The sequence below is a fragment of the Mycobacterium vicinigordonae genome, assembly GCF_013466425.1.
In the GTDB taxonomy this organism is placed as follows: Bacteria; Actinomycetota; Actinomycetes; order Mycobacteriales; family Mycobacteriaceae; genus Mycobacterium; species Mycobacterium vicinigordonae.
In genome coordinates, this window is sequence record NZ_CP059165.1 from 6,148,497 (window position 1) to 6,173,230 (window position 24,734).

The 24,734-nt window shown below is 62.4% G+C and carries 25 protein-coding genes; 5 read left to right on the plus strand and 20 right to left on the minus strand.

Annotation, left to right across the window (positions count from 1 at the left end; all coding sequences use genetic code 11):
• The 3 genes from dinB (at position 1) to H0P51_RS27685 (ending at position 3,488) form a co-directional block, all read left to right on the plus strand.
• On the plus strand, positions 1 to 1,200 hold the full coding sequence (gene dinB / locus H0P51_RS27675) for a DNA polymerase IV (RefSeq protein WP_180919274.1): 1,200 nt from the start codon (positions 1 to 3) through the stop codon (positions 1,198 to 1,200).
• Between the two features lie 177 nt (positions 1,201 to 1,377).
• Positions 1,378 to 2,232 carry an SDR family NAD(P)-dependent oxidoreductase gene (locus H0P51_RS27680; RefSeq protein WP_180915947.1) on the plus strand — a complete coding sequence of 285 codons (855 nt, stop codon included), beginning with the start codon at positions 1,378 to 1,380 and terminating at the stop codon, positions 2,230 to 2,232.
• A gap of 212 nt (positions 2,233 to 2,444) precedes the next feature.
• Positions 2,445 to 3,488, plus strand: coding sequence for a zinc-binding dehydrogenase (locus tag H0P51_RS27685; protein WP_180915948.1), 1,044 nt, complete (start codon positions 2,445 to 2,447; stop codon positions 3,486 to 3,488).
• A 15-nt stretch (positions 3,489 to 3,503) separates the two neighbouring features.
• Here the strand turns inward: H0P51_RS27685 and H0P51_RS27690 are convergent, their stop codons facing one another.
• The 15 genes from H0P51_RS27690 to H0P51_RS27760 all read right to left on the minus strand — a co-directional run bounded on the left by H0P51_RS27690 (position 3,504) and on the right by H0P51_RS27760 (position 16,673).
• Positions 3,504 to 3,884 (minus strand): hypothetical protein, encoded by a 381-nt coding sequence (locus H0P51_RS27690; RefSeq protein ID WP_246398259.1) that lies wholly within the window; start codon positions 3,882 to 3,884, stop codon positions 3,504 to 3,506.
• A 14-nt stretch (positions 3,885 to 3,898) separates the two neighbouring features.
• Complete coding sequence (locus H0P51_RS27695; RefSeq protein WP_246398261.1) at positions 3,899 to 4,357, minus strand: hypothetical protein; 459 nt, start codon at positions 4,355 to 4,357, stop codon at positions 3,899 to 3,901.
• Positions 4,358 to 4,420: 63 nt separating this feature from the next.
• A complete protein-coding gene (locus tag H0P51_RS27700; RefSeq protein ID WP_180915949.1) occupies positions 4,421 to 5,011 on the minus strand; it encodes a hypothetical protein in 591 nt (196 codons plus the stop codon).
• On the minus strand, positions 5,008 to 5,685 hold the full coding sequence (locus H0P51_RS27705) for a hypothetical protein (RefSeq protein WP_180915950.1): 678 nt from the start codon (positions 5,683 to 5,685) through the stop codon (positions 5,008 to 5,010). The genes H0P51_RS27700 and H0P51_RS27705 overlap by 4 nt, the downstream gene beginning before the upstream one ends.
• Positions 5,686 to 5,709: 24 nt before the next feature.
• The gene (locus H0P51_RS27710) at positions 5,710 to 6,354 is read right to left on the minus strand and encodes a hypothetical protein (protein ID WP_180915951.1); all 645 of its coding nucleotides are present in this window, start codon (positions 6,352 to 6,354) and stop codon (positions 5,710 to 5,712) included.
• Between the two features lie 44 nt (positions 6,355 to 6,398).
• Positions 6,399 to 7,358 carry an MlaD family protein gene (locus H0P51_RS27715; protein WP_180915952.1) on the minus strand — a complete coding sequence of 320 codons (960 nt, stop codon included), beginning with the start codon at positions 7,356 to 7,358 and terminating at the stop codon, positions 6,399 to 6,401.
• Positions 7,355 to 8,284, minus strand: coding sequence for an MlaD family protein (locus H0P51_RS27720; RefSeq protein ID WP_246398934.1), 930 nt, complete (start codon positions 8,282 to 8,284; stop codon positions 7,355 to 7,357). The genes H0P51_RS27715 and H0P51_RS27720 overlap by 4 nt, the downstream gene beginning before the upstream one ends.
• A gap of 131 nt (positions 8,285 to 8,415) precedes the next feature.
• On the minus strand, positions 8,416 to 9,507 hold the full coding sequence (locus H0P51_RS27725; RefSeq protein ID WP_180915954.1) for an MlaD family protein: 1,092 nt from the start codon (positions 9,505 to 9,507) through the stop codon (positions 8,416 to 8,418).
• Entirely contained in the window at positions 9,507 to 10,466 is a 960-nt protein-coding gene (locus H0P51_RS27730) for an MlaD family protein (protein ID WP_180919277.1), read from the minus strand. The genes H0P51_RS27725 and H0P51_RS27730 overlap by 1 nt, the downstream gene beginning before the upstream one ends.
• Positions 10,463 to 11,512: an MlaD family protein gene (locus tag H0P51_RS27735; RefSeq protein WP_180915955.1), complete on the minus strand. Its 1,050-nt coding sequence runs from the start codon at positions 11,510 to 11,512 to the stop codon at positions 10,463 to 10,465. Before H0P51_RS27735 ends, H0P51_RS27730 begins: the two co-directional genes overlap by 4 nt.
• Entirely contained in the window at positions 11,509 to 12,363 is an 855-nt protein-coding gene (locus H0P51_RS27740) for an MlaD family protein (protein WP_246398265.1), read from the minus strand. Before H0P51_RS27740 ends, H0P51_RS27735 begins: the two co-directional genes overlap by 4 nt.
• 201 nt (positions 12,364 to 12,564) lie before the next feature.
• The gene (locus H0P51_RS27745; RefSeq protein ID WP_180915957.1) at positions 12,565 to 13,428 is read right to left on the minus strand and encodes an MlaE family ABC transporter permease; all 864 of its coding nucleotides are present in this window, start codon (positions 13,426 to 13,428) and stop codon (positions 12,565 to 12,567) included.
• A complete protein-coding gene (locus H0P51_RS27750; protein ID WP_180915958.1) occupies positions 13,428 to 14,333 on the minus strand; it encodes an ABC transporter permease in 906 nt (301 codons plus the stop codon). Before H0P51_RS27750 ends, H0P51_RS27745 begins: the two co-directional genes overlap by 1 nt.
• A gap of 405 nt (positions 14,334 to 14,738) precedes the next feature.
• Positions 14,739 to 15,419: a helix-turn-helix domain-containing protein gene (locus H0P51_RS27755; RefSeq protein ID WP_180915959.1), complete on the minus strand. Its 681-nt coding sequence runs from the start codon at positions 15,417 to 15,419 to the stop codon at positions 14,739 to 14,741.
• A 72-nt stretch (positions 15,420 to 15,491) separates the two neighbouring features.
• Positions 15,492 to 16,673, minus strand: a complete 1,182-nt coding sequence (locus H0P51_RS27760) for a thiolase family protein (RefSeq protein ID WP_180915960.1) — start codon at positions 16,671 to 16,673, stop codon at positions 15,492 to 15,494.
• A 465-nt stretch (positions 16,674 to 17,138) separates the two neighbouring features.
• Between H0P51_RS27760 and H0P51_RS27765 the strand changes: the two genes are divergently transcribed.
• The gene (locus H0P51_RS27765) at positions 17,139 to 18,605 is read left to right on the plus strand and encodes an aldehyde dehydrogenase family protein (protein ID WP_180915961.1); all 1,467 of its coding nucleotides are present in this window, start codon (positions 17,139 to 17,141) and stop codon (positions 18,603 to 18,605) included.
• Here the strand turns inward: H0P51_RS27765 and H0P51_RS27770 are convergent.
• From H0P51_RS27770 to H0P51_RS27790, 5 genes are all read right to left on the minus strand, one after another.
• Positions 18,602 to 19,627: an LLM class F420-dependent oxidoreductase gene (locus tag H0P51_RS27770; RefSeq protein WP_180915962.1), complete on the minus strand. Its 1,026-nt coding sequence runs from the start codon at positions 19,625 to 19,627 to the stop codon at positions 18,602 to 18,604. The genes H0P51_RS27765 and H0P51_RS27770 overlap by 4 nt on opposite strands.
• Before the next feature lie 47 nt (positions 19,628 to 19,674).
• A complete protein-coding gene (locus tag H0P51_RS27775; protein ID WP_180915963.1) occupies positions 19,675 to 20,442 on the minus strand; it encodes an SDR family NAD(P)-dependent oxidoreductase in 768 nt (255 codons plus the stop codon).
• A 139-nt stretch (positions 20,443 to 20,581) separates the two neighbouring features.
• Entirely contained in the window at positions 20,582 to 21,307 is a 726-nt protein-coding gene (locus tag H0P51_RS27780; protein WP_180915964.1) for an acetoacetate decarboxylase family protein, read from the minus strand.
• 17 nt (positions 21,308 to 21,324) lie between these two features.
• Positions 21,325 to 22,455, minus strand: a complete 1,131-nt coding sequence (locus H0P51_RS27785) for an LLM class flavin-dependent oxidoreductase (protein ID WP_180915965.1) — start codon at positions 22,453 to 22,455, stop codon at positions 21,325 to 21,327.
• 71 nt (positions 22,456 to 22,526) lie between these two features.
• Complete coding sequence (locus tag H0P51_RS27790; RefSeq protein ID WP_180919278.1) at positions 22,527 to 23,267, minus strand: SDR family NAD(P)-dependent oxidoreductase; 741 nt, start codon at positions 23,265 to 23,267, stop codon at positions 22,527 to 22,529.
• Positions 23,268 to 23,414: 147 nt separating this feature from the next.
• Here H0P51_RS27790 and H0P51_RS27795 point away from each other — a divergent pair, with 147 nt between their 5' ends.
• Complete coding sequence (locus H0P51_RS27795; RefSeq protein WP_180915966.1) at positions 23,415 to 24,707, plus strand: cytochrome P450; 1,293 nt, start codon at positions 23,415 to 23,417, stop codon at positions 24,705 to 24,707.
• The last annotated feature ends 27 nt before the right edge of the window (positions 24,708 to 24,734 follow it).

Genomic DNA, 24,734 nt, shown 5'->3' on the forward strand with positions numbered 1-24,734 from the left:
CTGTTCGTGCGCGGTGAGGCCTCGATCCTGCACGCGGATCTGGATTCGTTCTATGCCTCCGTCGAACAGCGCGACGACCCCGGACTGCGGGGCCGTCCGGTCATCGTCGGTGGCGGGGTAGTGCTGGCCGCCAGCTACGAGGCCAAAGCCTACGGCGTACGCACCGCGATGGGCGGGAGCCAGGCGAGGCGACTGTGCCCACAGGCGGTGGTAGTGCCGCCGCGCATGCGGGCCTACTCCAAGGCCAGCGACGCCGTCTTCGAGGTGTTCCGGGACTGCACTCCACTTGTGGAACCGCTGTCGGTGGACGAAGCCTTCCTCGACGTCCGCGGGCTGGGCCGGGTGTCCGGCACGCCGGTGCAGGTCGCCGCGCAACTGCGTGCCGAAGTGCGCAGGCGGGTCGGCCTGCCGATCACCGTCGGCGTCGCACGGACCAAGTTTCTGGCCAAGGTGGCCAGCCAAGAGGCGAAGCCGGACGGGCTGCTGTTGGTCCCACCGGACGGCGAGCTGGCCTTCTTGCACCCGCTGCCGGTGCGCCGGCTGTGGGGCGTGGGGGCGGTGACGGCCGAGAAGCTAGGTGCGCACGGCATCACCACGGTCGCACAGGTCGCCGAGCTGACGGAATCGATGCTCGGCTCGATGGTCGGTCATGCGATGGGCCATCAGCTGTACGCACTGTCGCGCAACATCGACCACCGACGGGTGAACACCGGGGTGCGGAGACGATCGGTCGGCGCCCAGCGAGCACTCGGCCGCGCCGGTGGCACCATGTCGCCCGCCGAACTCGACGCGGTGGTGATCAACCTGATCGACCGGATTACCGGACGGATGCGCGCCGCTGGGCGCACCGGTCGCACTGTGGTGCTGCGATTGCGGTTCGACGACTTCACCCGGGCTACCAGGTCCCAGACGATGCCGTGGGCCACGTCGTCGACGCAGCCGATCCTGGCCGCGGCCCGACGGCTAGTCGCGGCCGGGGCGGCGTTGATCGCCGAAAAGGGGCTCACCCTAATCGGATTCGCGGTATCAGGTATCGACCGCAGCGGCGCACAACAACTGACATTTCCATTCGACGGAGAATCGCGCGCGGTTGATGCCGCCATAGACGAGGTTCACCGTCGCTATGGGAAGTCCGCGCTCACCCGCGCGGTGCTGGTCGGCCGTGACCCGGGGCTGGAGATGCCGCACCTACCCGACTGACAAAGCACCGCGAAGCACTCGCCGCCCAAGCCTTGCCAACACGGGCAAAATTATGACAGTATCTCCTAGTATGAAGCGTCTTTCAGAAGCAGACAACTCGACTTGGGGCCGGTCATCGGGCGCCGAGACACTCTTGGCCCCTGCGAAATTGGGCGTTCTGGAGATCGGGGCGGGCGCATGACCGCCACGGCTTCCCCGCTACCCGGCCGGCAGCCGCGGCTCAGCGGCAAGGTTGCGATCGTCACTGGCTCGACACGAGGGCTCGGTGCCACCATCGCAGCTCAACTTGCCGAAGATGGCGCGCGGGTCGCGATCACCGGCCGGTCGGCCGACACCGGCAACCAGGTGGTGGCCGCGATCCAGGCGAACGGAGGTGAGGCTCTTTGGGTCCCACTTGATGTCACGAACGAATCGAGCGTGATCGACGCGGTCGCAACCATCGATCGTCATTGGGGCCGGCTGGATGTGGTGGTGAACAACGCTGCGGCCACCGACGCCATCGAGCAGGGCGGCGACGGGCGGTGCGAAGAGCTTGAACTCGCGGCATTCGACCGCATCATCCAAGTCGGGGTGCACGGCGCGTTCTTGGTGACCAAACACTGCATCCCGTTGCTCCGACGATCGGGCGGAGGGTCGGTCGTCAATATCTCCTCAGTAGCGGGAGCCGCGGGTGTGCCCCACATGTGCGCCTACTCCGCGTCCAAGGGGGCTCTCGACGCCATGACTCGCCAATGGGCCCAAGACCTGGGCGGCGACGCCATCCGGGCGAACTCCATCACCGTGGGCTTCATGGCTTCGGGCCCCGCTCAGGAAGCGATTCTCGAGCACCCGGTTCTCGGGCCGATGTTCGAGTCCGCAACTCTGTTGCGCCGTCGTGGTAGCGCCGCAGATGTGGCGAATGCCGCCGCTTACCTAGCGTCTGCAGAGTCGGCGTTCGTTACCGGCACGAGGCTGGTTGTCGACGGCGGCGCGACGGCCCGATCAGGCTTCCCCGATGCCGACGCCGTGTTCTTGGCGTCGGCGGCGCCCTAACTACCGTTCCCACCGGAGCTGCTAGCCGCGCCGGTGCCATCAATACGACAGTTACTACTACTTACCAGTTACAATTATATTCTTCTATCATCTATTTTTAGTTCGCGGCCTGCCCTTCGCCGTCGTCCATGACGCAACGGGCCTACCCATCGGCAAGTCGATGACGACCGCGAACGCAATACCAAAACCGACCCGGAAGGTGGGGAGAGCTGATGCGTGCCTCAGTACTCAGGAACGGACGGATGCACTTCCGGGACGACGTGCCCGAACCTGTGCCGGGCCCCGGCCAGGTGCTGGTCGCAGTACGCGCATGCGGGATATGCGGTTCCGACCTGCATTTCGCGAGCCACGGCGCCGACGTGCTGTCCTTAACTGAGCAGATGACGGGTGGTGCCGGCGACGGTGGTATGGGGATCGACTTGAAGGAGGGCATGGGAGTCGACCTCGATCGCGACATCTTCATGGGACACGAATTCTGCACCGAGATCCTCGAAGCCGGACCCGACACCGACACCTATCGACCCGGAACTTTAGTCACTTCGATTCCGGTGCTGTTGTCGCCCAACGGCGTTGAGCCACTCGTGTACTCCAACGCCACGATCGGCGGCTACGCCGAGCGGATGCTGCTTTCGGCGCCGATGCTGCTGCCAATCCCCAACGGCCTGCCTCCCACGCATGCCGCCCTGACCGACCCGATGGCCGTGGGATTGCATGCCGTCAACCGGTCCGGAATCGAGCGCGGCGAAACGGCGCTAGTACTGGGCTGCGGGTCGATAGGCATCGCCATCATCGCCGCACTGCGTGCACGCGGCATCGAAACGATCGCCTGCGCCGACTTTTCGCCGAAACGACGCGAGCTGGCCAGCGCCATGGGCGCACATCAGACGATCGACCCTGCACAAGGCTCACCATTCGACACGGTCGCGCCCGCAGTCGTCTTCGAGGCTGTCGGGGTACCCGGCATCATCGACGATGTGATGCGCCGAGCAGCGCCGGGCAGCCGAATTGTCGTCGCCGGCGTGTGCCTCCAGCCCGACACGGTGCACCCATTTTTCGGCATCGCCAAGGAGATCAGCCTGCACTTCAGCCTGGCCTACGACGCGGGTGAATTCGCGGAGTCGCTGCGCGCAATCGCCGAAGGCGAGATCGATGTCGCCCCGATGATCACCGGCGAGGTCGGACTCGACGGTCTCGGTACCGCTTTCGAGGACCTGGCCGATCCGGAGCAGCACTGCAAGATCATCGTCACTCCCTGATCGCACCGACGGTACTCAGGATCTGAAAGGCGTGCTCCCGTAGCATGCGGCATTGCCGACATCGAGGGTGTTCTCGCAGATGATCTTGGAGCGGTAATAGATTCGCACCGTGACCCACTGACCGGGACGCCATGCCGGCAAAGCCGCGATGCTGCTGCGCCAGTCGGCGCGAACCTCCGCGCCGTCCGTGGAGGCGCTGTGGGCATCGATCACCGCCACGCTGGTTCGCCATGGCAGCGGCACGCCTTCCAGCACCTTGCGCTGAGAGTGGTCGAAGTATTCGACATTCGCATTCGCGATATCACGTGAGACAACCTCATACGTCACACTGTCGTCAGCGCGGGCGGCCGGGGCCGTCAGGAGAAGCGAGGCGCACATGATCGACGCGAGCGCCACGGGCCGCAGAGAGATCATTTGTCGCCCGCCAATATCACTGTAATCAGCGTGTAGCCGTTGGTTTCGTTTTGCCGCACGCTGACCCCGAAATCTTTGTAGGAACAATCTGGAATGGTCTTATAGCCTTCCAGCAGAACACCTTTCAAGGCATCGGCCGCATTCTTGTGCGAACCCTGCAGCCGGAACGCCTTGTTGCCGCCGTAGCCGAGATCCTTCAACCCGGGCAGTGGGTCGTCGATCGGGACATGCGTTGCGGCGTGGTTGATGTAGTCGTCGGTCGATCGATTGACGATGTCGGCCGCCTCTTCGACTATCGCGTTGTCGCGCAACGGTGGACATGACGTGCCCGCGCGCATGGACGCTACCGCGTCTTTCACCGTGGCGACCGAATCGGCGAACGCGGACGGTGCCGACAGATTCGCCCCCGACGCAAAGGTCAGGATCGCTGCTGCAATTTTGAGCGACGGGTGCACTTCACCTCCTCGGGTAATGCCCCGGTCAGGGGCGGCCGGCCGGCAGGGTTGATGGTCGAACTATCAAGGCGGACAGGATCCGTAGGCGTTGCAAACATAGGAGCGCCGATCGTTCCAGCCTTTGAACCAAGTACCGGCCGGGGTGATCAGGAACTTGAACTCACCGTGTCCGCAATACGTATTGCTGTCGGGCGTGATCGCACAGGTCGTAGAGTTGTAGCTAACGAAGCTGCGGCGTGGCAGGGTGCGCTCGGCTTGACCGGCAGGAAATTGCATGGCGGCGGTCCACCCATGGTGTACGGCACGATTGCCGTTGAACCACGCGATGTGCGTGTCGTCCGGCGGCGCCCCGGGGATGTCGCCGGCGCAGCCGAAGCCACCCCCGTCCCAGATACCGCAGTTTAGGCCGGAGGGTGTCAAAAACCAGACACCTCCGGGCAGGGAGAATCCGTCCGGGTCCAATTGGTTGTACCACGCCGAGATGTACTCAATGTCCGGGAATGGAGCGACCGGCACGTCGGCGGGCGGGTCCGCGTGTACTGCAGTCTGGCAAGACAGCGTCGCTCCGATCGCCAAAGCAGTCGCCACCGCCAATTGCCGGATGCCGAGATAAATACGCACCTTCACACTCCGCCGGTCATCCATGTCTGTCACTGGCAGACATGGGAACGGTGGATCCTGCTGCCCCAGCGCAGGACTCGCTGCACCGATGGTCCGGTGAACCAGTCCGGCTGATGGCTCTTGATGCCGTCGCTGACGTTCGACAGGTGCTGCCACAGCAGGTAGAAGCTCTTGGCTTCGTAGAGCGGAAAATAGGCGTCGTCGGCGAAGTCTGAGGACTTGGTGAACGCCTGTACCCGCGGCGCCAGGAAGGCCACCGACTGGTCGATGTTGGTGGTGACTATGTCCGCCTGCTGCTGCAGGTCACCGACGCTATAGTCCCAATCCGAACCGGCACCCGTTATCACGCCCGGCCCGTTCGGTGTGATGCGGTGTGCCTGCAACCCGTTGATTTGTCGGGTCAATTCTTCGTATTGCGCGTTGAACCACTGGCACGCCTCGCGCTCGGCATTGATGTCCGCCTCGGTGACGCTTCCCCTCGTTTGGTCATACGGGAAGGGGAACTTCGGCACCCAGTTCGACGGACCGGGCGTGATGACCGACAACGGCTGAGCCGGCCTGTCATAGGCGTCGTATTCAGCCGGGTCTGCCCGGGAAATCGGTCCCGTCAAGGTCGCCGAATAGGACAACACAATTAGCGAGCAAACGAGCGCACGAAGTCGCCTGCGAATCGCGGATCGATTCGTTAGATTCCGGCACGTTGACATTTCTCACCCAGTCCCGCCGGCGACCTATTTCTTGCCCAGCGCGTCGCCGACGCCACCGATGTCGACAATCTGCCAGTCTTTGGTGCTATCGATCGTGACGCTGTAGGTCGCCGTGGACTGTAACGGTTCCGGAGCCTGCATGGTCTTGGTAAGCACGCTCACAAAAGAGTCGACGACGTACGTCCCACCGTTTACTGAACGCACCTTGGCCATGAGCGGACGCGCCGTTGAATTCCATTGCAGGGGCACGAGAATCTGTTCCATCGATGTCGCGGCCTTGGTCAGTTTGTCCTTGAGCTCAGGGCTGGTACCGGCGACGAGTTTCGTCCTCCATGCAGGCAGGTCCTGAAAGTTCATTGCCGCCGCCTCGACCGCGTAGTCGAGTGCGACTTTCTCGGCGCGACTGATGCTTTCAGACCGACGGACCTGCTCCGCGAGCCGATGCTGCGCACCCATATAGGACCAAGTCAGCACGCCGATCACTCCAACAACAGCGACGATCGCCATAACGACCCCGAAGCCCCGCAGCGAAATCGTGAGCTGGCGCCTTGTGGGCTTCGAGGTACGCGGCGTGGGCTCGCTCTGCGCCTCGTCCTCTGTCGCCGTCTCGGCGGAATCCTCCTCGTCCCCAACCACATCCACAATATCGGGTTCTGCAGTTTCAATCATCGCGTACCTTTCTGATTCGCGGTTCGGCCAGCCAGGCCGACTGGCTAGTTCTGGGGTACGGCGACGTGGAGCGTGATCGCCCCGTCTTCAGGCAGTGCCGCCAAGATATTGGCCAGGATCTGACTGGGGTCGAAGTTCAGCAGTGCACCGGCAATGCCTTTGACCTTCGGCAGGAACGCTTCGCCGAGCACTCTGAAGTCACCACCATTGTTGTCCATCAGCTTCTGCAGACGGCCTACCAAATGGTCCAGCCGATAGAGGTTTTCCGGTCCGTGTCCGTAGTCGTAGACCAAGGCTCCCACACCGTCGACCACTGCTTGTGAAGCTTTGGCAAGCGCCTGAACTCCGGGTGTGACCCCGGCCAGCGTGGGGCCCAGCCATCCGGCATTGCGCAACAGAGTCTGAAAATTGCCCAGCAGCACCCTGCCGTGGCCGTGCAGATCGGCGACGGTGTTTCTCAACAACTGCCCGGAACGGGCAAGGTTCGGCAAGACTGAATTCGCCTGCGGCAGTGCCGTATCGACTTCACCGATCATGCGCTCGACGGCACTCGGGTCGAGCTGGTTCAGAACCCGCACGACGCTGACTGCAAGCTCCGTTATCGACGGTGGTTGTTTCACCGAGTCCGGCGCGATGTGCTGACCGTTGCGCAAGACCGGCCCATCCGGACGGCGCGGGATCAGGCCGATATAGGACTCACCAAGTGCGGACAGATTGTCCAGTCGCACATCGCAATCCGCGGGGATCCGGAAGTGGCCGTCGACATAGAAGTTGACAGTTGCTCCGTCGACGGACGACGCGATGTTACTCACCTTGCCGACGGGGACCCCGCGCAGCAGAACATTCGAACCCACCACGAGTCCGTTGACATCTGCGACCGTCATCGAGAGATTGGTCCGGTCGGGGGGAGGTTTGATCGGCATGCCGAGCGAGCCGATGTACCCGACTGCAAACGCGATCATTGCACCGAATGCAATGAACGACAGCAGGTCTCGCAACCTCATGGTGTCGCACCCAAGATCCGTAACACGTCCTGCACCCTTCCCGACAGCTCCCGCCCGTCAGGCCCGATTATCGAAGTGATGTTGATCGCCGGATATTTGTCTGCGGGAAGGAATGAACCGGTGAATAGTTGCCGCCATGCCGGCCACTCTTCTTCGAAGGCCCATTTGGAATGCTGAAAAGCACCTAGCGCATTGCCCAGTGACGAAAACAGCGGGACCAACCAGTAGCCGTTGCTGTACACGCTGCCCATGGATGGCAGGAGCGTTCCGACGTAGCCCCAGACCGAGAAAATGTGGTCAAAGGCCCTCATGCCGTCTTTGGAGAACAGCCGCTGGTATGTCGGAATGTGGTTCGCCATGACATCGGTTGTTGCGGATAGGCCGGCGAGCCACTGGTCCACCAGATTCATGTTCTCCGACAGGTCGCCGAGATCGTTGGCGACCTGGGACGCAATTTTGCGCACCGTCCCCTCTCCGGCCGGCGTGACTCTGTTGATGCCGATGATCGTGTTCTGTATGCGCTGAATCGACCCGCTGGACAGGAAATTCGCCATATGCGCAATCGTGTCTTCCAGAATGGGCGGAGGGGTGGTCTGCGTCAGCGGAATTTTCCCGCCCCGACGCAATGCGGGGCCCGGCGTCTGGTCGTCTTGGGGTCGATCGAGAGAGACGTAAATATCACCCAATACGGTGGCTTGCTGCAGTGATGCATGGATATTCGACGGCACGGTGATGCTGGAATCGATCTGCGAGGTGACGTCGACTTCATGCGTCGTGACGGCGATATGGGTCACGACACCGATCGTCGTACCGTCCATCACCACTTTTGCACGGTCTGGCAAATTCAGGACATGGTCGAATGCGATCACGATGTCGTAGCCGCCCCGGAAGGAATTGCCTGGCTGCGGCAAAGCGTTGACATTGATCGATGCGCATGACGAAATTGCGAGGGCGCTGGCCGTGACGGCGGCGCCCCGGCAGATACGGTAGGTGAACGACGCGCCCTTGGGTCGGCGGACGCGGGGCGAAGCTGCGATCGCTGAATTAGTCCGACGGTTCATCGGCTCGCCTCAGCGAAAACGTACTGCAGCAGCGCGACGTCAACCGCATACGGCTGGCCTGCCACATCCGCACAACTCCCGGGCATGGAGGCGTTCATGATTCCGCAAACGGCAAGTCCATTAGGCGTCCGGATGCGATACATCGGTGGCCGATAGGTGATGTGGAATTCGCGATTGTTGTAGTGATTGGCGATCGTGTTGATCCACCACGGAACCGGATTCAGCAAATTCGCCAGCCGCGGAGCATGTGCACTGACCTTCCGCACCGCCATTGAGGTCGCGTCGAGTGTGAACTGAAGCTCCTCACCGAGGTTGCTCTCGATGTCGCCCGCCGCATCAACCAGGGGGATCAGACCACCGAGCACCCGGCTTCCGCCTTCAACGGCCTTGGCGACGTCGCCGGTGTTCTGTTCCGCATTCAGCATGACCTCTTTCAGCGGGCCCCTGATCTCGACGAGCAGCGAAGTCAGTTCGGCAAGATTGTTGATGACGGATCCGATATCGCCTATGGCTTGATCGGGGCTGTCCAGCACCGCCGACACCTTGGTCATCAACTCGTTGATGCCGGTCCCATTGCTGTGCAGCGCCTGATCGAGCGCGTGAAGGGTGTCACCGACATTCGTCGAACCGTTGGGGTTCACGGTGTTGATGAAGTTGGCGGCCGAGCCAATCACCTCGGACAGACTCTTCGGGGTCGACGATCGGGCTAATGGAATACACTCACCGGCCCCCAGCCGCGGGCCCGGGGCTGGGTTTCCCACCAGTTCCAGTGACCGATCCGCCAGGATCGAGGTGGATCTGATAATTGCCTTGACGTCATGGGGCAATGAACGTCGTTCTGTCACCGTGAAATTCACGCGTACTTCGGTGGAACCGGCAGCGATGTTAGTGACTTTGCCGATTTGATAGCCCATCTGCGTGACGGGATTGCCGACGTAGAGTCCGACGCTATCGGGCATCATCGCGCAGTAGTCGGCATGGATCGCCGGGGTGCTCCGCGCGCAGGACCCGTCCAAGGCGGCCACCCCCAGTGCCGCGAGCGCGACGCCGACTGCCCGACGGAAGCGTCGTGAACTCAACGAAGGCATCAGCACGGACTTCCTGGTATCGGCATGCAAAGATCAGTGGCCAGCAGTTCCGCTGGCGCCTGCTGCGCGTCCAGGATCCGTTCGATCTTGTTCCGCCCCAGACGGAGCGCCCTGATAATCACCCCGTTGCGGTCGGACCACATCCTGGCTTTTCCCAACCAGTCGCGTACCTTGGCCAAAAACTCGCCGCGATGATTTTGGTAGAAGCGTCCAACTGGCGCGAGAGAGTCGATGAGATCACCCATGCCCTGCAATGCGCTTGCAAACCCCTCACTATAAAGAGTCGTTGTTTGCTCGATAATCGACATCTTTCGGACCATGTCTCTTAGCTCGTCTCCGAAATCCCGCAATGATCGGATGTACTCATCGGACATATCCAGGATTGCTGTCACCTGTCCCCGTTGATGCTCAATAGTGGACATCAGACTGTTTCCCGCGTCGATTACCGCCGTGAGCATTCCCTCATTCGTCCCAGTCAGCCCGTTCTGAATCTGGTTGAGCGATTCGTTGATGGGTTTTGGATTGACGGCGTCGATGACCTGTTTCGAGTCCGCCAAAGTTCGCATCAGGTTGTAGGGCATCGTCACGCGTTCTACGGGAATAGGCTTAGTTCCAAGCGGCTTATCCCCCAGCGACACAAGATTCACGTAATAGCCACCGACGACGGTGAGCATGCGGACCTGTATCTGCGACTGGTCACCGACAAATGCACTGCTGTCGACGTGCGCTCGAACCCGCACCTGGTTCGGTTCCAGTGCGAGGTCCGTGACCTTGCCAACGTTGATCCCGGCTATCCGGACCTGGTCACCCCGCCGGATAGTGGCCGCATCCGTGGTGTAGAAGGTGATGTCTTTCTGGCCGGGCGGGTCCAGATAAACCATCGCGGTCACGAGCGAAACAACGCCAAGAAGGACAAGCGCGCCGGCACCCCAAAGAGTCGAGTTTCGCAATATCTTCATCGGTTGCATAAGACCACTCTTCGTCCATTGAGAAGTATGTCCATTTGCTCCGGCAGCTGGGCCCGCCCTTGAGAACACGGCTGCGGCTCACCCGCCCGCGACGGTGGCGGAATGTTCTCCCACATGACCGGAACTAATTTGAACGCGTCCGTGAAGTCATCGAGCACGGTGAACGCGCGATCCAAACCCGCATCAATGTCGGTCGCATCGTGATTCGGTGTCCCATAAACGAATTGGGCACCGCTGTTGGCCCCGCGGGGAAAGCCGATATTCGTCAGAATCCGCAGCACTGCATCGGTGAATTCACCACCGTAGACCTGGGACTTTCTGAATTCATCGAGCACGTCCAGGGCGCCGTTCATAGGGCGGTTGACCCAGTCCACAAGCTGAATCAAGTCTTTCGAATGCGTTTTCATCGTGGCGGCCACGTCCGAGAGATTCCGCATCAAGGTCGAGATGGTTCGCTCGCGGTCGGAGACGAACCTCGTCAGCTTGCGAATGCTCGTCAGCATCGGTGCCAGGCCACCGCCGTCACCGGAGAGGTAAGTGGCCGCATTCGCGGTGAAGGTGTTCAGCTCGTCCGGATTCAGTGTCGCGAGCACCGGTTGCAGGCCGTTGAACAACGCGGTGATGTCAAAGGACGGTTCTGTCATCGCGGTGGACACATGGTTCACCAGTGCCGCCGGCGTGTAATTTTCGGTGGGATTCTGGATATCCACGTATCGCAAGCCGGTAAGCGCCTGGTATTTGATCGCGAGCCGAGTGCCTGACACCACGCCGTAACGCTTCTCGAGCGTAAAGCGGACCGCGGCGATGCTTTGACCGCCCCGGCGTTGCAGTTCGACCGACTGCACCTTCCCGACCCGAACACCGCGCACGCGAATGTCGGCGTCCAAATGCAATCCGGAGGCGTCAGTGAAATCTGCCGTGTACGAACGCACATCCGTCGCAGTGGGTTGCGTAATGGTATTCGCCACCAGAACGAACAAGACGATCGCTACCACCGCGCTCAGCGCGAGGCGCCACGAAGCGGCCGGAGGCTTCATCCCGCCCCCCCTGCGGCCGCAAGCGGTGCGGCAACACCGGGCAGGCTATCGAGCACTATCCGAACCTGCAGAGCACGCTGTTCGGGCGTCCCACCGTACATCTTTTCAAGCCGGGAACGCAGCTCGACGAGCATCTGCGAGATGCCCTGCGGCCTGATCAACGGCGGCACCACATCCGTGAGCAACGTGATCGAATCAATCATCGGCAATAGATCACCGACGTGCGTGCTCTCCAATCTGCCCATGGCGCCGAACAAGCCGACCGAAGCCTCTTTCAGATATGCATCAAACATACGTTTGAAGGTTTCGTCATCCACGTTCCAGGTTCCATAGTTCGCGTAATTGGTCCCGCTGATTGATGAGGCGGCAAAGTCCGTCAATGCATTTAGCAGGGGCGGAAACGCGGTACTCAGTCCGGTCGCGTTGGCTAGTAGCTGTGCCGTCCGTACCGTTTGTGTGTCCGCGACTGCGTTGGCAGCGATTAACATCGTCTCGGTTATCGGAGCCAACGCGTCGGTGTACTGGGCGGTTCGGTCGATCACCTGGATCAATCGCGTGGTCAAAGCGCCGGTGGATAACCTGCCGAGCCGCGAGAGCAATGCCTGCAGAGTGAAGTTGCCCTCGGGCTTTACGGCGATCCGGACACCGCTTCGGAGCGGTTTGCCGCCCTCGCGTGCGATCAAATTGATGCCGGTTACACCGAAATAATTGATCGGCTGAAAGTCAATACCCATTGTGTCGGTTAGTCCGGTCACGGGCGCTTTGTGCAGATCGGTCTCGAGTCGAACGCCGCCGCGTGGTAGGCCGGAGATTGCCGTGACTTCGCCGACCTTGACCCCGTGCAGGACCACCGCGGTACCCTTCGCGACGCCCTGTCCGACATATGGGGTGTCGATTACCACCGAGATTCGATTGCCGGGCCGGCCGCCGAAAGGCGTGCCGACCCAGAACAGGACACCCAGCACAACGAGAAATGAGGTCACTGCCACGCCGACAGTGATTAGTGTTCGCTTCTCTTTCTCTTCGGAAGCTTGGAATAACATTTCGCGCCCCTAGCCCTTGAACACGAATACCGGTTGTACGCCCCACAGCGTCACGGTCAATGTGAAATCTAGGACCATGATCGTGACCAGACTGGTCCGCACGGCACGTCCCGACGCGCGGCCAACGCCAACCGGTCCGCCCTCGGCGAAGTAGCCGTAGTAGCAATGGACAAGCGTTACCGCTGCGCAGTAGATGGCGACTTTGATAACGGAGTATGCGAGGTCCCTTGGTGTCAAGAACTCGACAAAATAGTGGTTGTATGTTCCGCCGGGCTGGCTGTGGAACACCCGAATTACGGTGTCCATTATCGCGAAATTTGTTACCAGCGTTATTGCATAACCCGGAATAACGCACGACATGGCCCCGACAAGACGGGTTCCAACCACAAAAGGTATGGGTCTGAGCGCCATCGCCTCTACGGCGTCGATTTCTTCGGAGATGCGCATGGCTCCGATCTCTGCCGTCATTCTGCATCCCGCTTGAGCCGCGAAGGCGATACCACCGACCAGCGGCGCGATTTCACGAACGCTGCCAATTCCAGCGACAATTCCGGCCAGGGATCCGAAACCGATGATGTTCAGGACGGCGAACGACTCGACCGCCAGCGACGCACCCACTGCAATACCGAGGAGCAGCAAGACGCTTACTACGCCGCCGTCGACGATGATCGAACCGCGGCCCCAGGCCAGGCTGTTCATTTGCTGCAACGTCTGTCGCCGGTACTTCTTGAGGGTCAGCGGTAGTAGCCATAGGGTTTGCGCGATGAACACCGTCCACTGACCAACCGTCTGAAGAATCGTGCTGACCGGCCTGCTGATTGCGACAGCCTTGGCGAAGTAGGGACTGGGAGCGGCAGTAGTTGCGGCGGTCATCAGGCCACTTCCATCGGTACAAACATCGTCTGGAGTTGCGTGATAGCGAGATTCGCGAAGACGATGCAGACGACGTTGATGACGACCGCGGAATTCACTGCGTCCGCCACACCCCGCGGACCGCCTTTCGCCTCCATGCCGCGCAGTGACGAAACGATTGCCACGATCGCGCCGAAGACAACGGTCTTGCCGATGGCGAACCAGACGTCGGCAACCTTGGCAAATGTTCCGAAAGACATCCAGAAGCTTCCTGGCGCCACATCGGAGGCTCCGACGGCCATGATGAAGGCCGCCGCGGTCCCGGCCACCACGATGAGGATGCAGAGAATCGGGGATATCAACAGCAGCGCCAGAAATCGCGGTACTACCAACCGGCGTACCGGGTCGACGCCGAGAACCCGCATTGCGTCGAGCTCCTCGCGAATTGCCCGTGCACCGAAATCCGAAGATATGGCGGACGCGGCTGCGCCGCCCATCAGCAGTCCGGCGGTGATCGGCGCACCCTGCCGAACGACGCCTACTCCCGCCGCGGCTCCGAGCAGGGAGCTTGCCCCCAGCTGATTGACAAGCCCCGATGTCACAACGGTTGCCATGGCACCGAATGGAATTGCCATCAGCAGGCCGGGCGTCGCTGTGACCTTGAGCAACGTCCATGCCTGAACCACGACCTCGCCGATCGGGAGCCGCAAGGAGATGGCGTCGGTCACGACATAGCGCAGCACAGATGCGAAGAGCTGCATGCCGCGACCTGTAGTGGCTGCACTTCGGCTGGGAATCGTGGCGACGTGCAATCCCCCCCGCCGCGCGCGTGCCGAATAGGTGTCGGTGATCGGTTTGTTCTGCTGACCGGAGCTTGACTTCCCAAGCTGCTGCGGTCGGTATTCACCGACGCGAGTGGTTGTCATCGGCCACCGTCGCAACGCGGCGACGTCGTCCCCCGGCGCTGTGGTTGCGCGCCGGGCACGGTATCCGTGTTGTGCTGCTGCACAGCGGGAATCGCTCCTGGGCGGACCGGTGGAACATCCATCGCTGTCTAGCCTCCATGCTAGTAGGCACCACACTTGCTCGCAGACTTTATTGCGTGAACGCTCACTCGTCAACGGCTTTCTGCGTGAACGCTCATTCTTTAGCGCAGCGGTTTCGTCGGCGCTCGATTCGGATTGCACCCAAGCCGGCAGAACAGCCTGTCCCGCGGGGTGGATGAGCCGTCACCCTGACGTTAAGGGCCTTAACGAAGAGCGCGCGCGACGAGGGGTGCGGAGATGCGAGACGGACCCCAGCGCGGTCCCAGGGTCAGAATCCATGCCAGCTCACTCCACAGCCGTTGGCAGCCGGGGCCAGAATCCGCGTTGCGTGATGTTCGCGAGCGCGACAATGGTTGTCGCCAAATCGCTTTCGGCCCGATATCGCTTGTCCAGAGAGACCGCAATCGATATGCCCAGGCAAGCCAGGACGACCTCACGCGCTGTGTAGTCAATCGCGTGCTCGTCATAGATCCGCTGCCAGGCGGCGGCCAACTCGTCGACCGCTTCGGTGAAGGGGCCCTGATAGAACGCGCGGGCACGCTTGGTCTCACCGAAGAGGACCAGCCCCATTAGCGGAAAGACCTCTTGCATCGCCGTGATCGTGGTGGTCCAGAACCGTTGGGTGAGTTCAGGAATGTCGCTGTCATTGGCCAGTATCGGGTTAAATTGACCAGCTTCGTCGAGGATCGTGGCGACCGCGGTCCGCAGCGGCTCGACAATCGCTTCGAAGAACAGTTCGTCCTTACTCACGAAATGCTGGTAGATCACGCTCTCGCTGACCTTCGCCGCTCTCGCGATCGCGCTGATCGTGGTGGTATTCGGGTCACCTGTCCTAGAGAACGCGCGGCGAGCAGCCACCAAGATCACACGTCGGCGTTCCGGCGCCTTGAGCCGCCGCCTGACCGTGTTGGCTCGCCGGTGCTGCGGCTCTTCGTCGCCTTCAGAGTGGGCACTGCTGTTCGTCACCGAGTTCACGCTGCCCCTCGTGCTTTGCAGGGTCGGCCGGAGGATTGTTTGCGCCACTGCATCGGGCCGGTCCTAGGGACGCTCGATGATCACGGCGGCGGCGGCACCGCCCAGCTTCCAGTTCACCGAAAGGCCGAACCGGCCGCCAGTGTCTTCCAGCGCAGTCAGCATCGTGGTCAGCTGTCGAACGCCCGCCGCCGGACCCGCGTCGCCGAGCGCGATCGCGCCGCCACGCGGGTTGAGGAACTCCGGGTGCACTCCGACAGCGGCCTGCCATGCCAAAGGAACGACGGCCAACGCCTCATTCACTTCGACGTGGTCTAGCTGGGCGGCCATTACACCGGCTCGGTCCATGGCTACGAGACTCGCCTTTGTGGTTCCCGCGCAAGCGAATTCGGGAGCGGCGGTGACGAGGGCGAAGGAACGGAACCGCGCGCGCGGAGTGAGACACAACTCCCGGGCGCGCTGCTCCGACATGATCAGCACCGCGGCGACACAGTCGGCTGGTGGCGCCGCGTGCGCTTGGTTCACCTGGAGATCCGACCCGCCTCGGGCATCGAATGACCGATGTTCACCCGAGCGATGGTCCCGTACGAGGTATTCGCCCGTTGCGATCTCGTCGGAAATCCCGCACTCGGTATTACCCTCCCCGCGCAACCGGACTGGAGTGACTTCGCGGTTGAATTCACCTGCCCGGTTCACGGCCGCGGCCCGGTCGAAAGAGCGCAACGCGAATGCGTCCAGTTCCTCGCGGGCAATACCGCATCTTTGCGCCATCGCCTCGGCAGCGATTGCTGCCGAATTGGCCTCGCGCGCATTGCAGGAGAATTGCTTTGCTGTGCGGGGATCGCTGCCCTGCCAGCGCGGACGTGCGCCAGCACTGCACATGCTCTGGATGCCCGCCGCAATCACGACCTGATAGGTCCCCGCCAACAGACCTTGCACGGCAATGCGGGTAGCCAGTTCCGATGAACCCGCGACTTCGATCGCCGTCGCCGGAAGGGGTTGCGAGGTCACCGCGCCGTGCCAGACGCGACGCCCAATGGCGGGCGAGTGTTTTGCCTCCCGCGCGGAGCAGGCGGTGATGACGGCCTCTATTTCAGTGGGGTCGATGCCGACTCGGTTGACCAAGCCCGACAGGACTTGAGCCAGCAGGTCGGTGGGATGGACGAGGCGCAGCGGGCCGCCGGTCGCGCTAGTGCCCATCGGACTGCGCACCGCATCGATGACGACAGCGTCGGTGATGGCGCTCATGCTGGTTTCGCGGTGTCTAGGAAGGTGAGATGCGGCACCCAAGTCACATCCGGATACCCATCCGCCGCGATCCGTCTAGTCACCGCCGTCACCTCGGTCACCTCCGTCACGGGATCGATGATGACAGCGAAAGGCGCCGTCCGCAATACGTTAATGAGTGAACGCATATTTATTATGGCGATCGGACGGTGACACTTGCTCCATATCTCGAAGCCACCACGGTCTGGTTGCAGCCTGCTTCCAGCTATCTCGGCCGTACGGCAACCCCGGCGTATCGCCGTAGCGATTCGCAGACCCCGCCGTCGGCGCCGCGTAACGTATCCCGGCTCGCCGCAACTGGACGGGGCACCCGGGCAGCGAGTCTCGATACCCGGGCGACCACGGCCGAAGCCCGCTTTGACGAATGAGCGTTCACGCAATAGAGTTTGGCGCAACTAGCGTTGGCAACTATGATGAGGTGGCCCAATGGCGATAAGTGCGGGTGTACTTCCACAGGCGTTGTGCCTCATCGGAGACGAATGGGTCAGCACTGATTCCGGGGGGGTCCACGCACACGTAAACGCCCACTCCGGCCGGGTTCAGCAGGAAGTCGGGCTGGCGGGTCCGGCCGAAGTCGATGCCGCGGTCGCTGCGGCACGTGCCTCTTCCGACGGCTGGCGCCGCACACCAGCAAACATCCGACGGGAACTACTGCACAAGCTCAGTGCGCTTCTGCTGGATCACGCCGACGAGCTTGCCGACATCGCAACACTCGAGAACGGAACGCTGCGCGCATTCACTCCGAAGATTGCGGCGAGCGTGCCCGCAGAGTCGTTTGCCTACTACGCGGGCTGGTGCGAAAAGCTGATCGGAGAGACCCATCCGGTTTACCCGGCAAACGTGCTCGACTACACCCGGCTGGAGCCTTACGGGGTCGTCGCCGTCGTCGTTCCCTGGAATGCCCCGTTGTGGGCCGTCGGCATAGCCGGTGCACCCGCGCTGGCCGCCGGGAACTGCATCGTCGTCAAACCGCCCGAATTGACCCCGTTCACTTCTGTCCGGTTCGGCGAACTTGCGCTGGAGGCCGGGCTGCCGCCCGGCGTCGTCAACGTGATCCCGGGAGCGGCTGCAGCGGGTGATGCTTTGGTGCGTCATCCGGGTGTCGACAAGATCGCCTTCACCGGCGGGGCGGTAACCGGGCGAGGAGTGTTGCGGGCCACGGTGGACAATCTGACCCCCGTATTACTGGAATTGGGTGGGAAGTCGGCCAACATTGTCTTCCCCGATACCGACGTCCGCAGTGTGGTGTCCAACGCCGCCTATTACGGAGCAGTGGCCTACAGTGGCCAGGCTTGCAGCCTCCCGACCCGGCTGCTGCTGCACCAGGACATCTATGACGACGCGATTGACACGATCATCACGGTCCTGAACAACATCAACGTCGGCGACCCCGCCAGTCCGCACAGCCAAATGGGGCCGATAGTCAACGACGTGCACACCCGGCGCATCCTCGCGATGATCGAGGACGCCATTGCCGATGGCGCAGAAGTGCTGACCGGCGGCGCGCGCCTCGGGGGCGAACTCAGTGACGGCTGCTACATCGCGCCGACCGCCCTCGCGGTGGATCCGGCGGCGCCGATCGCAACGCAGGAAGTGTTCGGTCCGGTGCTTTCCGTGCTGAAATTCCGGGACGAAGACGAGGCCACCAGCATCGCGAATGATTCAGCTTTCGGGCTGGCCGGATATGTGTGGACCGACGATCTTCGCCGTGGGCACCGCGTCGCCGCGGGGTTGGCCGCCGACTTCGTCGGAATCAACGGATATCCGGGCCCCGGCATGCCACCATCAGTTCCCTTCGGCGGTCGCAAAGGCAGCGGGTGGGGCAAAGAGGGCGGCTGGGCCGGAATCGCAGAGATGCTTCGCGTCAAAAATGTCTACGCGGTGCTGGACTAGAGCCAGCTGCGTAGCCGCTCCAGGTCGCCGACCGGGTCCGGTCCGATCGGATGCACATTCAGGATCGTCACACCGGCCTGTCGATACGCAGCTAACCGCTCCTTGACGTATCCCCTCGGCCCGATCAGTGACATACCTTCCAGGAGTTCGGCCGGCACCGCCGCCGCGGCTTCATCCTTGAGGCCCGCGAGGTAGAGGTCCTGGATGCGTGCAGCCGCACCCTCATGACCGAGTTTGGCGGCAATGTTGAAGTAGAAGTTGCGTTTTCGGGCGCCCATCCCACCGATGTAGAGAGCAAGCTCCGCCCGCAACCTGTTTCGCAGGTCGGTGACGTCCTCCCCGATTGCCAGCGGGCCGCCCGCGGCGATCCGTAAGGGGCTCAGCTCTTCGGCGCGGGCGGCCAATCCGCGTCGTAGTGCTTCGCCCCAGATCTGGTCGACATACTCCGGGACGAACATCGTCGGGAGCCACCCGTCGGCAACTTCCGCGGCGAGTTGAACGTTCTTGGCCCCCAGTGCCGCAACGAAAATCGGGATCGATGGACGAATCGGGCAGTTGATGATCTTGAGCGGCTTACCCAACCCGGTGCCCTGACCCGACGGCAGCGGAATCGGGTAAATACCCTCGTTGCGCAGTACCTCACGCCGCCACACCCGTCGGCAGATCTCTATGATCTCCCGGGTGCGTTCCAAAGGCCGGTCGTAGACCGCACCGTGCCAGCCCTCGACGACCTGCGGCCCAGATGCGCCCAGGCCAAGCAGCGCACGGCCGTCAGAGAGATGGTCCAGCCCGGCCGCAGTCTGCGCGAGCAGCGCAGGCGAGCGGGAGTACAGAGGCAGAATCCCAGACCCGATCTGTACCCGCTCTGTGCGGGCGGCTAGGTAACCCATCATCGTCACGGCGTCATAGCCATAGGCCTCGGCCACCCAGGCCACGTCGAGCCCGGCCTTCTCGAAAGTCCTTACCCGCTCTATCGTCTCGCGTACATTGCCCGCGTAACTGACGGTGGTACCCAGCTGCATCTAAACCTTCCCGGACGCTCGTTGCCAAATAAAGACGCCGCGGAACGCTACCGGGGTGGCAGACGGACGGCGCCGTCGAGCCGAATCACCTCTCCGTTCATGTAGCTGTTTGTCACCACTTCCACGGCGAGTGAGGCGAATTCGTCCGCGTACCCGAGCCGTTGCGGAAACACGACGCTCGCACCGAGTTTCGCCTTGAATGCGGTGGCATGTTCGCCGGTGCCGTAGATCGGGGTATCGATGAGCCCAGGGGCGATGGTGTTGACCCGGATGCCATGCGCGGCCAGATCGCGGGCCATTGGCAGGGTCATGCCGCATATGCCTGCCTTGGCGGCGGAGTAGGGAGTCTGTCCGATCTGCCCGTCGAAGGCTGCAACCGAGGCGGTGTGCAGGATGACACCGCGTTCACCGTCGGCCTGGGGTTCGGTTCGCGTCATCGCGGCGGCCGCCAGCCGGGCGCAGTTGTAACTGCCAATCAGGTTGACGCGGATGACGAACTCGAACTTGTTCAGCGGGATTGGCGTTCCGTCACGGTCGACGATCCGGCGGGCCGGCCCAAGGCCCGCGCAATTCACCAGCACCCGCAGCGGCGCGGCGGCTGTCGCGGCATCGACCGCGCCCTGCACCTGCTCTTCATCGCTGACGTCCGCGAGGGCGAAACTTCCGCCGATCTCCGCGGCGACATCGCGGCCGATGTCCTCCTGGCGATCCAGGATCACGACGTGGGCACCCCGGGCCGCGAGGCCACGTGCGGTTGCGGCGCCTAGACCGGAGGCACCGCCGGTTACGATCGCTGATGAGGCGGTAATGTCCATCGGGTCTCCTGGGTCGGAAATGAATTGCGGGTTCGACTGTGCGCCGGTCCACGATGGCCGAAGATGCAGCGCAGCTTGGGCTTTCGCGCTCAGGCCTGTGTTAGGCGGGCCGGCCCGGTTCCGCCTAACACAGGGGCCGTTATTCGTCGATCTTGTCGACACCCCGGATCGGAGACGTGTCCCAGTAGAGCGCGTAGACAAGCTTCGGCAGGGTGATATCTGCCGCGACGAGCGATCCGGAAACCCGAAAGATCGGAAGTACGCCGCGCTCGCCCCAAGCAGCCGCGTCGAATGCGCGCATCCGCGGCTCGCCGCGTTCGGCCTTTTCCGGGACGATCACCGGCTCCACTTGCAGTAGGCGAAGACCGCGCGGGCTGTCAACCGTATGAAGATTGGGATCGAAGATCACGTCACCCGGTCCGACGGGAACCGGGTCGAGCAGTCTGACGTCCAACGTGACTTGCTCTGATTCGGTGACTATCAAGGCGATCTCGTCGAAACGCCGGCGCAGATTCACCGTCCCTGGGCGGCACGGATAGCCCCAGCCGCGCTCTAATGCTTCTGCCGCATCGGCGTTGTCAACCACCGCCGAGACGACGAATGACCGAAGACGGTGTGCTGCACGGCAGCCAAGCCGAAGCTGAACGAGTTGGAAAGCACCCCAAGGACTTTTCGGGCACTGATAGGCCATGATCGTCGCAGTCGGCGGGAGGGAGGGGTGCAGCGCGGGTGGCAGCAGGTCGTCGACCGCAGCAGGGTCCACTTCGAACATGACGCTGTAGATCGTGGCACCCTCGAGCAGCACCGGTTCGGCCGCAAAGCTGGGTAAGCGGGTGGCCCGTGCGGATAACGTGGCCTCACTCATGGAACCGCTTCTGGGCATCAGACCACCGCCGCTTCCACGGCCTGCGCGGAGGAGCGCTCACGACGGTCGAATTCGGGCATTACTTCGGAGGCGAACAATCGCATGCTGGCCAGCACGTCTTCCTGGGGAAGGATCTCGTACATGTTGAGTAGGAAGTTCACCCGGTCGACGCCCACCGACTCCCAACGCTTGAGCTCTGCAATGATCCGCTCGGGATCACCGAGGGCCATCCCCTCGGGCATCGCTGGGAGCCCGGGTTCACTGGGTTTGGCGTGCTTAGCCGCCTCACGAAGGGCCGACAATAGACCCCCGGTCGGATAAGACTGACTTGGAAAGGCATCGCGCGCCATTACGATCTGGGCGGCCAGGTAGTTGAACATTCCAGCGATCTTGCGGCCCGTTTTCATCCCAGTCTTGCGGTCTTCATGGCAATACAAAAAGTTCGTCGTATTGACCTGGTTGACCACCATCTTGCCCACTGGATCGCATTGCTGGATGCGGGCGCGGTAGTTCTTGATTCGCTTCTCCTGCTCCGCGAAACCACCGAAAGTCAAACCGAGACTCCCGCAGCCGCGGGAGGCGGCTTCCAGCTCAGTACCCGGTGAGGTGACCGCCACCCACAGCGGCGGATGCGGTTGTTGAATGGGTTTGGGCAGGACACATCGCGGGGGGCACGAGAATGTCTGCCCATCCCAGGAAAACCGCTCCTGGGTCCACATCTGCGGAAAAGCCCGCAGGTATTCGTCCCACGATTTCTTCGTACGTTCCGGATTTGCGCCAAATGCGCCCAGCTCCATCCAGCTGGCCGACCGACCGGTTCCTACGTCGACGCGGCCGCCGCTGATGACGTCGAGGACCGCGATCCGTTCTGCGATTCGGATGGGGTGGTTGATTTCTGGTACGCACACCACGATGCCGTGGCCGAGCCTCAAGCGCGTCGTCTGTGCGGCGATCGCTGAGAGCAGAACCTCTGGCGACGAGCAGTGCGAGTACTCCTCGAGGAAGTGGTGCTCGACCGCCCAGGCGATCTCGAACCCTAGTTCATCGGCCAACCGAGCTTGTTCCAAGCAGTTTTCGTAAACGGCCTTCTCAGCCCCGACAGTCCAGGGCCGGGGAACCGATAGTTCGAAGACGACCCCGAACCGCATGCTTACCTCCTTGACGATTCCATAATAGGACTCACTACTAAGTAGGAGACACTATCACATTCTTTCGGGCGCTACACCATGGTCAGCCCACCACTTGCGCTAAGTACTTGGCCGGTGATGAACGAGGCGCGACTCGAGGCCAGGTAGACGATCGCGTCAGCGACCTCCTGGGCGGTGCCGAGCCGTCGGAACAGGTTCGCGCTAGCGAGTCGTTCTTGCATGCGCTCTGGCTGACCGGAGTAGTACAGGGGCGTATCGGTTGGGCCCGGGCACACACAGTTCACGGTGATGTCGAAACGGGCCATCTCGCGAGCCAGGGACTTCGTGAACGCGAGGACGGCGCCTTTTGCGCCCGCGTAGACGGAGTCGCCGAGGCTGCCAACCCGCCCCGCGTCGCTGCCGACGTTGACCACCCTGCCGCGGCGCCGCTCGATCATCGGGCCTAGAAACGCGTGGCAAACCTGAACCGTGCCAAGGTAATTGATCGCCACTAGGCGGTGCCACAGCTCAGGTGGGTTTTCCATGAACGGCTGGTTCGTCGACCACCCTGCGACGTTCGCGAGGATCGAGACTGGTCCAACCGATTCCTCGATATCTGCGGCGAGATGTCGGACGGCGTCGAAGTCGGTGATGTCGACCTCTCGCGGTACCGCAACCTTGCCGGCTGCACGTATCCCGTCCGCCGTTGCCTGGGCCCCGGAGGCGCTGAGATCGGCGATCACCACGGTCGCGCCCAGCTCCGCATACGTCAGCGCGGCGGCCTTTCCAATGCCCGAGCCACCTCCGGTGACGAGGGCGATCTCACCGGTCATATCGATGAATGTCATCGCGCCAGTTAACATCATTTCATAGTTGTATGCAATTGACATTGACAGTCATGTTTGTATGCTGAAGAAGGTGGGGCGGTAGCCGGTGCTCACCACACTCGGACTGCCGGATGACGACGGGATGGGGTGGACATGTTGGCAACCGGGCTCGATGAGGGATTCGACGAGATCATCACCGCACTGCCGCAATCACTGATCGGCCCCAGTGACCACGCACTGCTGGCCGGCCTGGACGAACTCGACAGCGATCCATACTCGATCCTGACCACGCTTCGCCGAGAGCACGGGCCGGTGCTGCGGTTCGGCGCCGATGGCACCTATCACGGTGTGCGGATCCCGAACGGTTGGATGCAGGACGAGAACCATCCTCAGTTCATCGTGCTGGGATGGGATGCACTCCGCGAGATAGTGCAGAATCCCGCGGTGTTCCACAGCGGCGACGGAGCGGGCGGGCCCTCCGTCGAATCGCTGGGCGAGATCGTCACGTTTCTAGATGGGGATGCCCACGACAAGCATCGCCGTCTGCTCAACCAGGCTTTTGGCCGGCGTGCGATCGAACGCATCCGTGAGACCGTCATCGACCCCATCGCGCTGTATTTGGTCCGCCGAGCCAAAGACCGCCTGCAGCAAGGACAGCCGGTCTGCTTCGGCAAGGACATCGGGCTCCCGATGGCGTACAAGACCATGACCTCGCTGCTCGGACTGCCGCACGATCGGTTCGCCCATTTCGTCGAGATCAGCTCGGCTCTGCATCAAACCGCCGCCGATGCCGAGCGCGCCATGCATGCCGCGGCTGAACTGGCCGAGATGTGGCGAGAGCAACTCGCGCAACGCCGTCGGCAGCCCCGAGAGGACCTGCTGACCTGGATGGCTCAGGCCGAGGAGCAAGGCAAATTCACCGACGAGGAGGTTGTCCGATACGCGACGATCTTCTTGCCGGCCGGTGTCGACACGACCTCGCGCCAGATTGGCCTGACCGGGCTGGCGCTGCTCTCGCATCCCGATCAGTACGCGGCGGTGGTGCACGACCACTCGCTGATCGACGCGGCGATCGACGAAGCCACGAGGTGGTCGCCGAGCGCAATGCTGGTACCCCGGCGCTGCATGGAAGGCACCGTCGTGGCCGGGGTCCCCATTCCGAAGTTGTCTTCACTGACCCTGTGGACGTCGATTGCCAATCGCGACCCCGCGCGGTTTCCCGATCCTGACGTGTTCGACATTCATCGCGGTCCAAAGCGCAATCTCGCGTTCAACGCGGGAGTACACCACTGCCTCGGTGTCAACCTTGCCAAGTCCGAGCTTCGCGCCGTGGTCTCGGCGTGCGTCACAGAGCTACCTGAACTGCGCCTCGCGGTGCCGCCGGGTGCGGTCGACGTCCGCGGCATCTTCGTGCGCTCGCCTATGCGTATCCCGGTCAGCATCTGAAACCTGCCGGCGGCGAGCTGTCATCCT

Excerpts from the sequence above, each read along its gene's own strand:
- H0P51_RS27680 (WP_180915947.1), top strand. The coding sequence starts at position 1,378 with ATGACCGCCACGGCTTCCCCGCTACCCGGCCGGCAGCCGCGGCTCAGC.
- H0P51_RS27685 (WP_180915948.1), top strand. The coding sequence starts at position 2,445 with ATGCGTGCCTCAGTACTCAGGAACGGACGGATGCACTTCCGGGACGAC.
- H0P51_RS27705 (WP_180915950.1), bottom strand. The coding sequence starts at position 5,685 with ATGTCAACGTGCCGGAATCTAACGAATCGATCCGCGATTCGCAGGCGA.
- H0P51_RS27710 (WP_180915951.1), bottom strand. The coding sequence starts at position 6,354 with ATGATTGAAACTGCAGAACCCGATATTGTGGATGTGGTTGGGGACGAG.
- H0P51_RS27715 (WP_180915952.1), bottom strand. The coding sequence starts at position 7,358 with ATGAGGTTGCGAGACCTGCTGTCGTTCATTGCATTCGGTGCAATGATC.
- H0P51_RS27725 (WP_180915954.1), bottom strand. The coding sequence starts at position 9,507 with ATGCCTTCGTTGAGTTCACGACGCTTCCGTCGGGCAGTCGGCGTCGCG.
- H0P51_RS27730 (WP_180919277.1), bottom strand. The coding sequence starts at position 10,466 with ATGAAGATATTGCGAAACTCGACTCTTTGGGGTGCCGGCGCGCTTGTC.
- H0P51_RS27735 (WP_180915955.1), bottom strand. The coding sequence starts at position 11,512 with ATGAAGCCTCCGGCCGCTTCGTGGCGCCTCGCGCTGAGCGCGGTGGTA.
- H0P51_RS27745 (WP_180915957.1), bottom strand. The coding sequence starts at position 13,428 with ATGACCGCCGCAACTACTGCCGCTCCCAGTCCCTACTTCGCCAAGGCT.
- H0P51_RS27750 (WP_180915958.1), bottom strand. The coding sequence starts at position 14,333 with ATGACAACCACTCGCGTCGGTGAATACCGACCGCAGCAGCTTGGGAAG.
- H0P51_RS27760 (WP_180915960.1), bottom strand. The coding sequence starts at position 16,673 with ATGAGCGCCATCACCGACGCTGTCGTCATCGATGCGGTGCGCAGTCCG.
- H0P51_RS27765 (WP_180915961.1), top strand. The coding sequence starts at position 17,139 with ATGGCGATAAGTGCGGGTGTACTTCCACAGGCGTTGTGCCTCATCGGA.
- H0P51_RS27770 (WP_180915962.1), bottom strand. The coding sequence starts at position 19,627 with ATGCAGCTGGGTACCACCGTCAGTTACGCGGGCAATGTACGCGAGACG.
- H0P51_RS27775 (WP_180915963.1), bottom strand. The coding sequence starts at position 20,442 with ATGGACATTACCGCCTCATCAGCGATCGTAACCGGCGGTGCCTCCGGT.
- H0P51_RS27780 (WP_180915964.1), bottom strand. The coding sequence starts at position 21,307 with ATGAGTGAGGCCACGTTATCCGCACGGGCCACCCGCTTACCCAGCTTT.
- H0P51_RS27785 (WP_180915965.1), bottom strand. The coding sequence starts at position 22,455 with ATGCGGTTCGGGGTCGTCTTCGAACTATCGGTTCCCCGGCCCTGGACT.
- H0P51_RS27790 (WP_180919278.1), bottom strand. The coding sequence starts at position 23,267 with ATGACCGGTGAGATCGCCCTCGTCACCGGAGGTGGCTCGGGCATTGGA.
- H0P51_RS27795 (WP_180915966.1), top strand. The coding sequence starts at position 23,415 with ATGTTGGCAACCGGGCTCGATGAGGGATTCGACGAGATCATCACCGCA.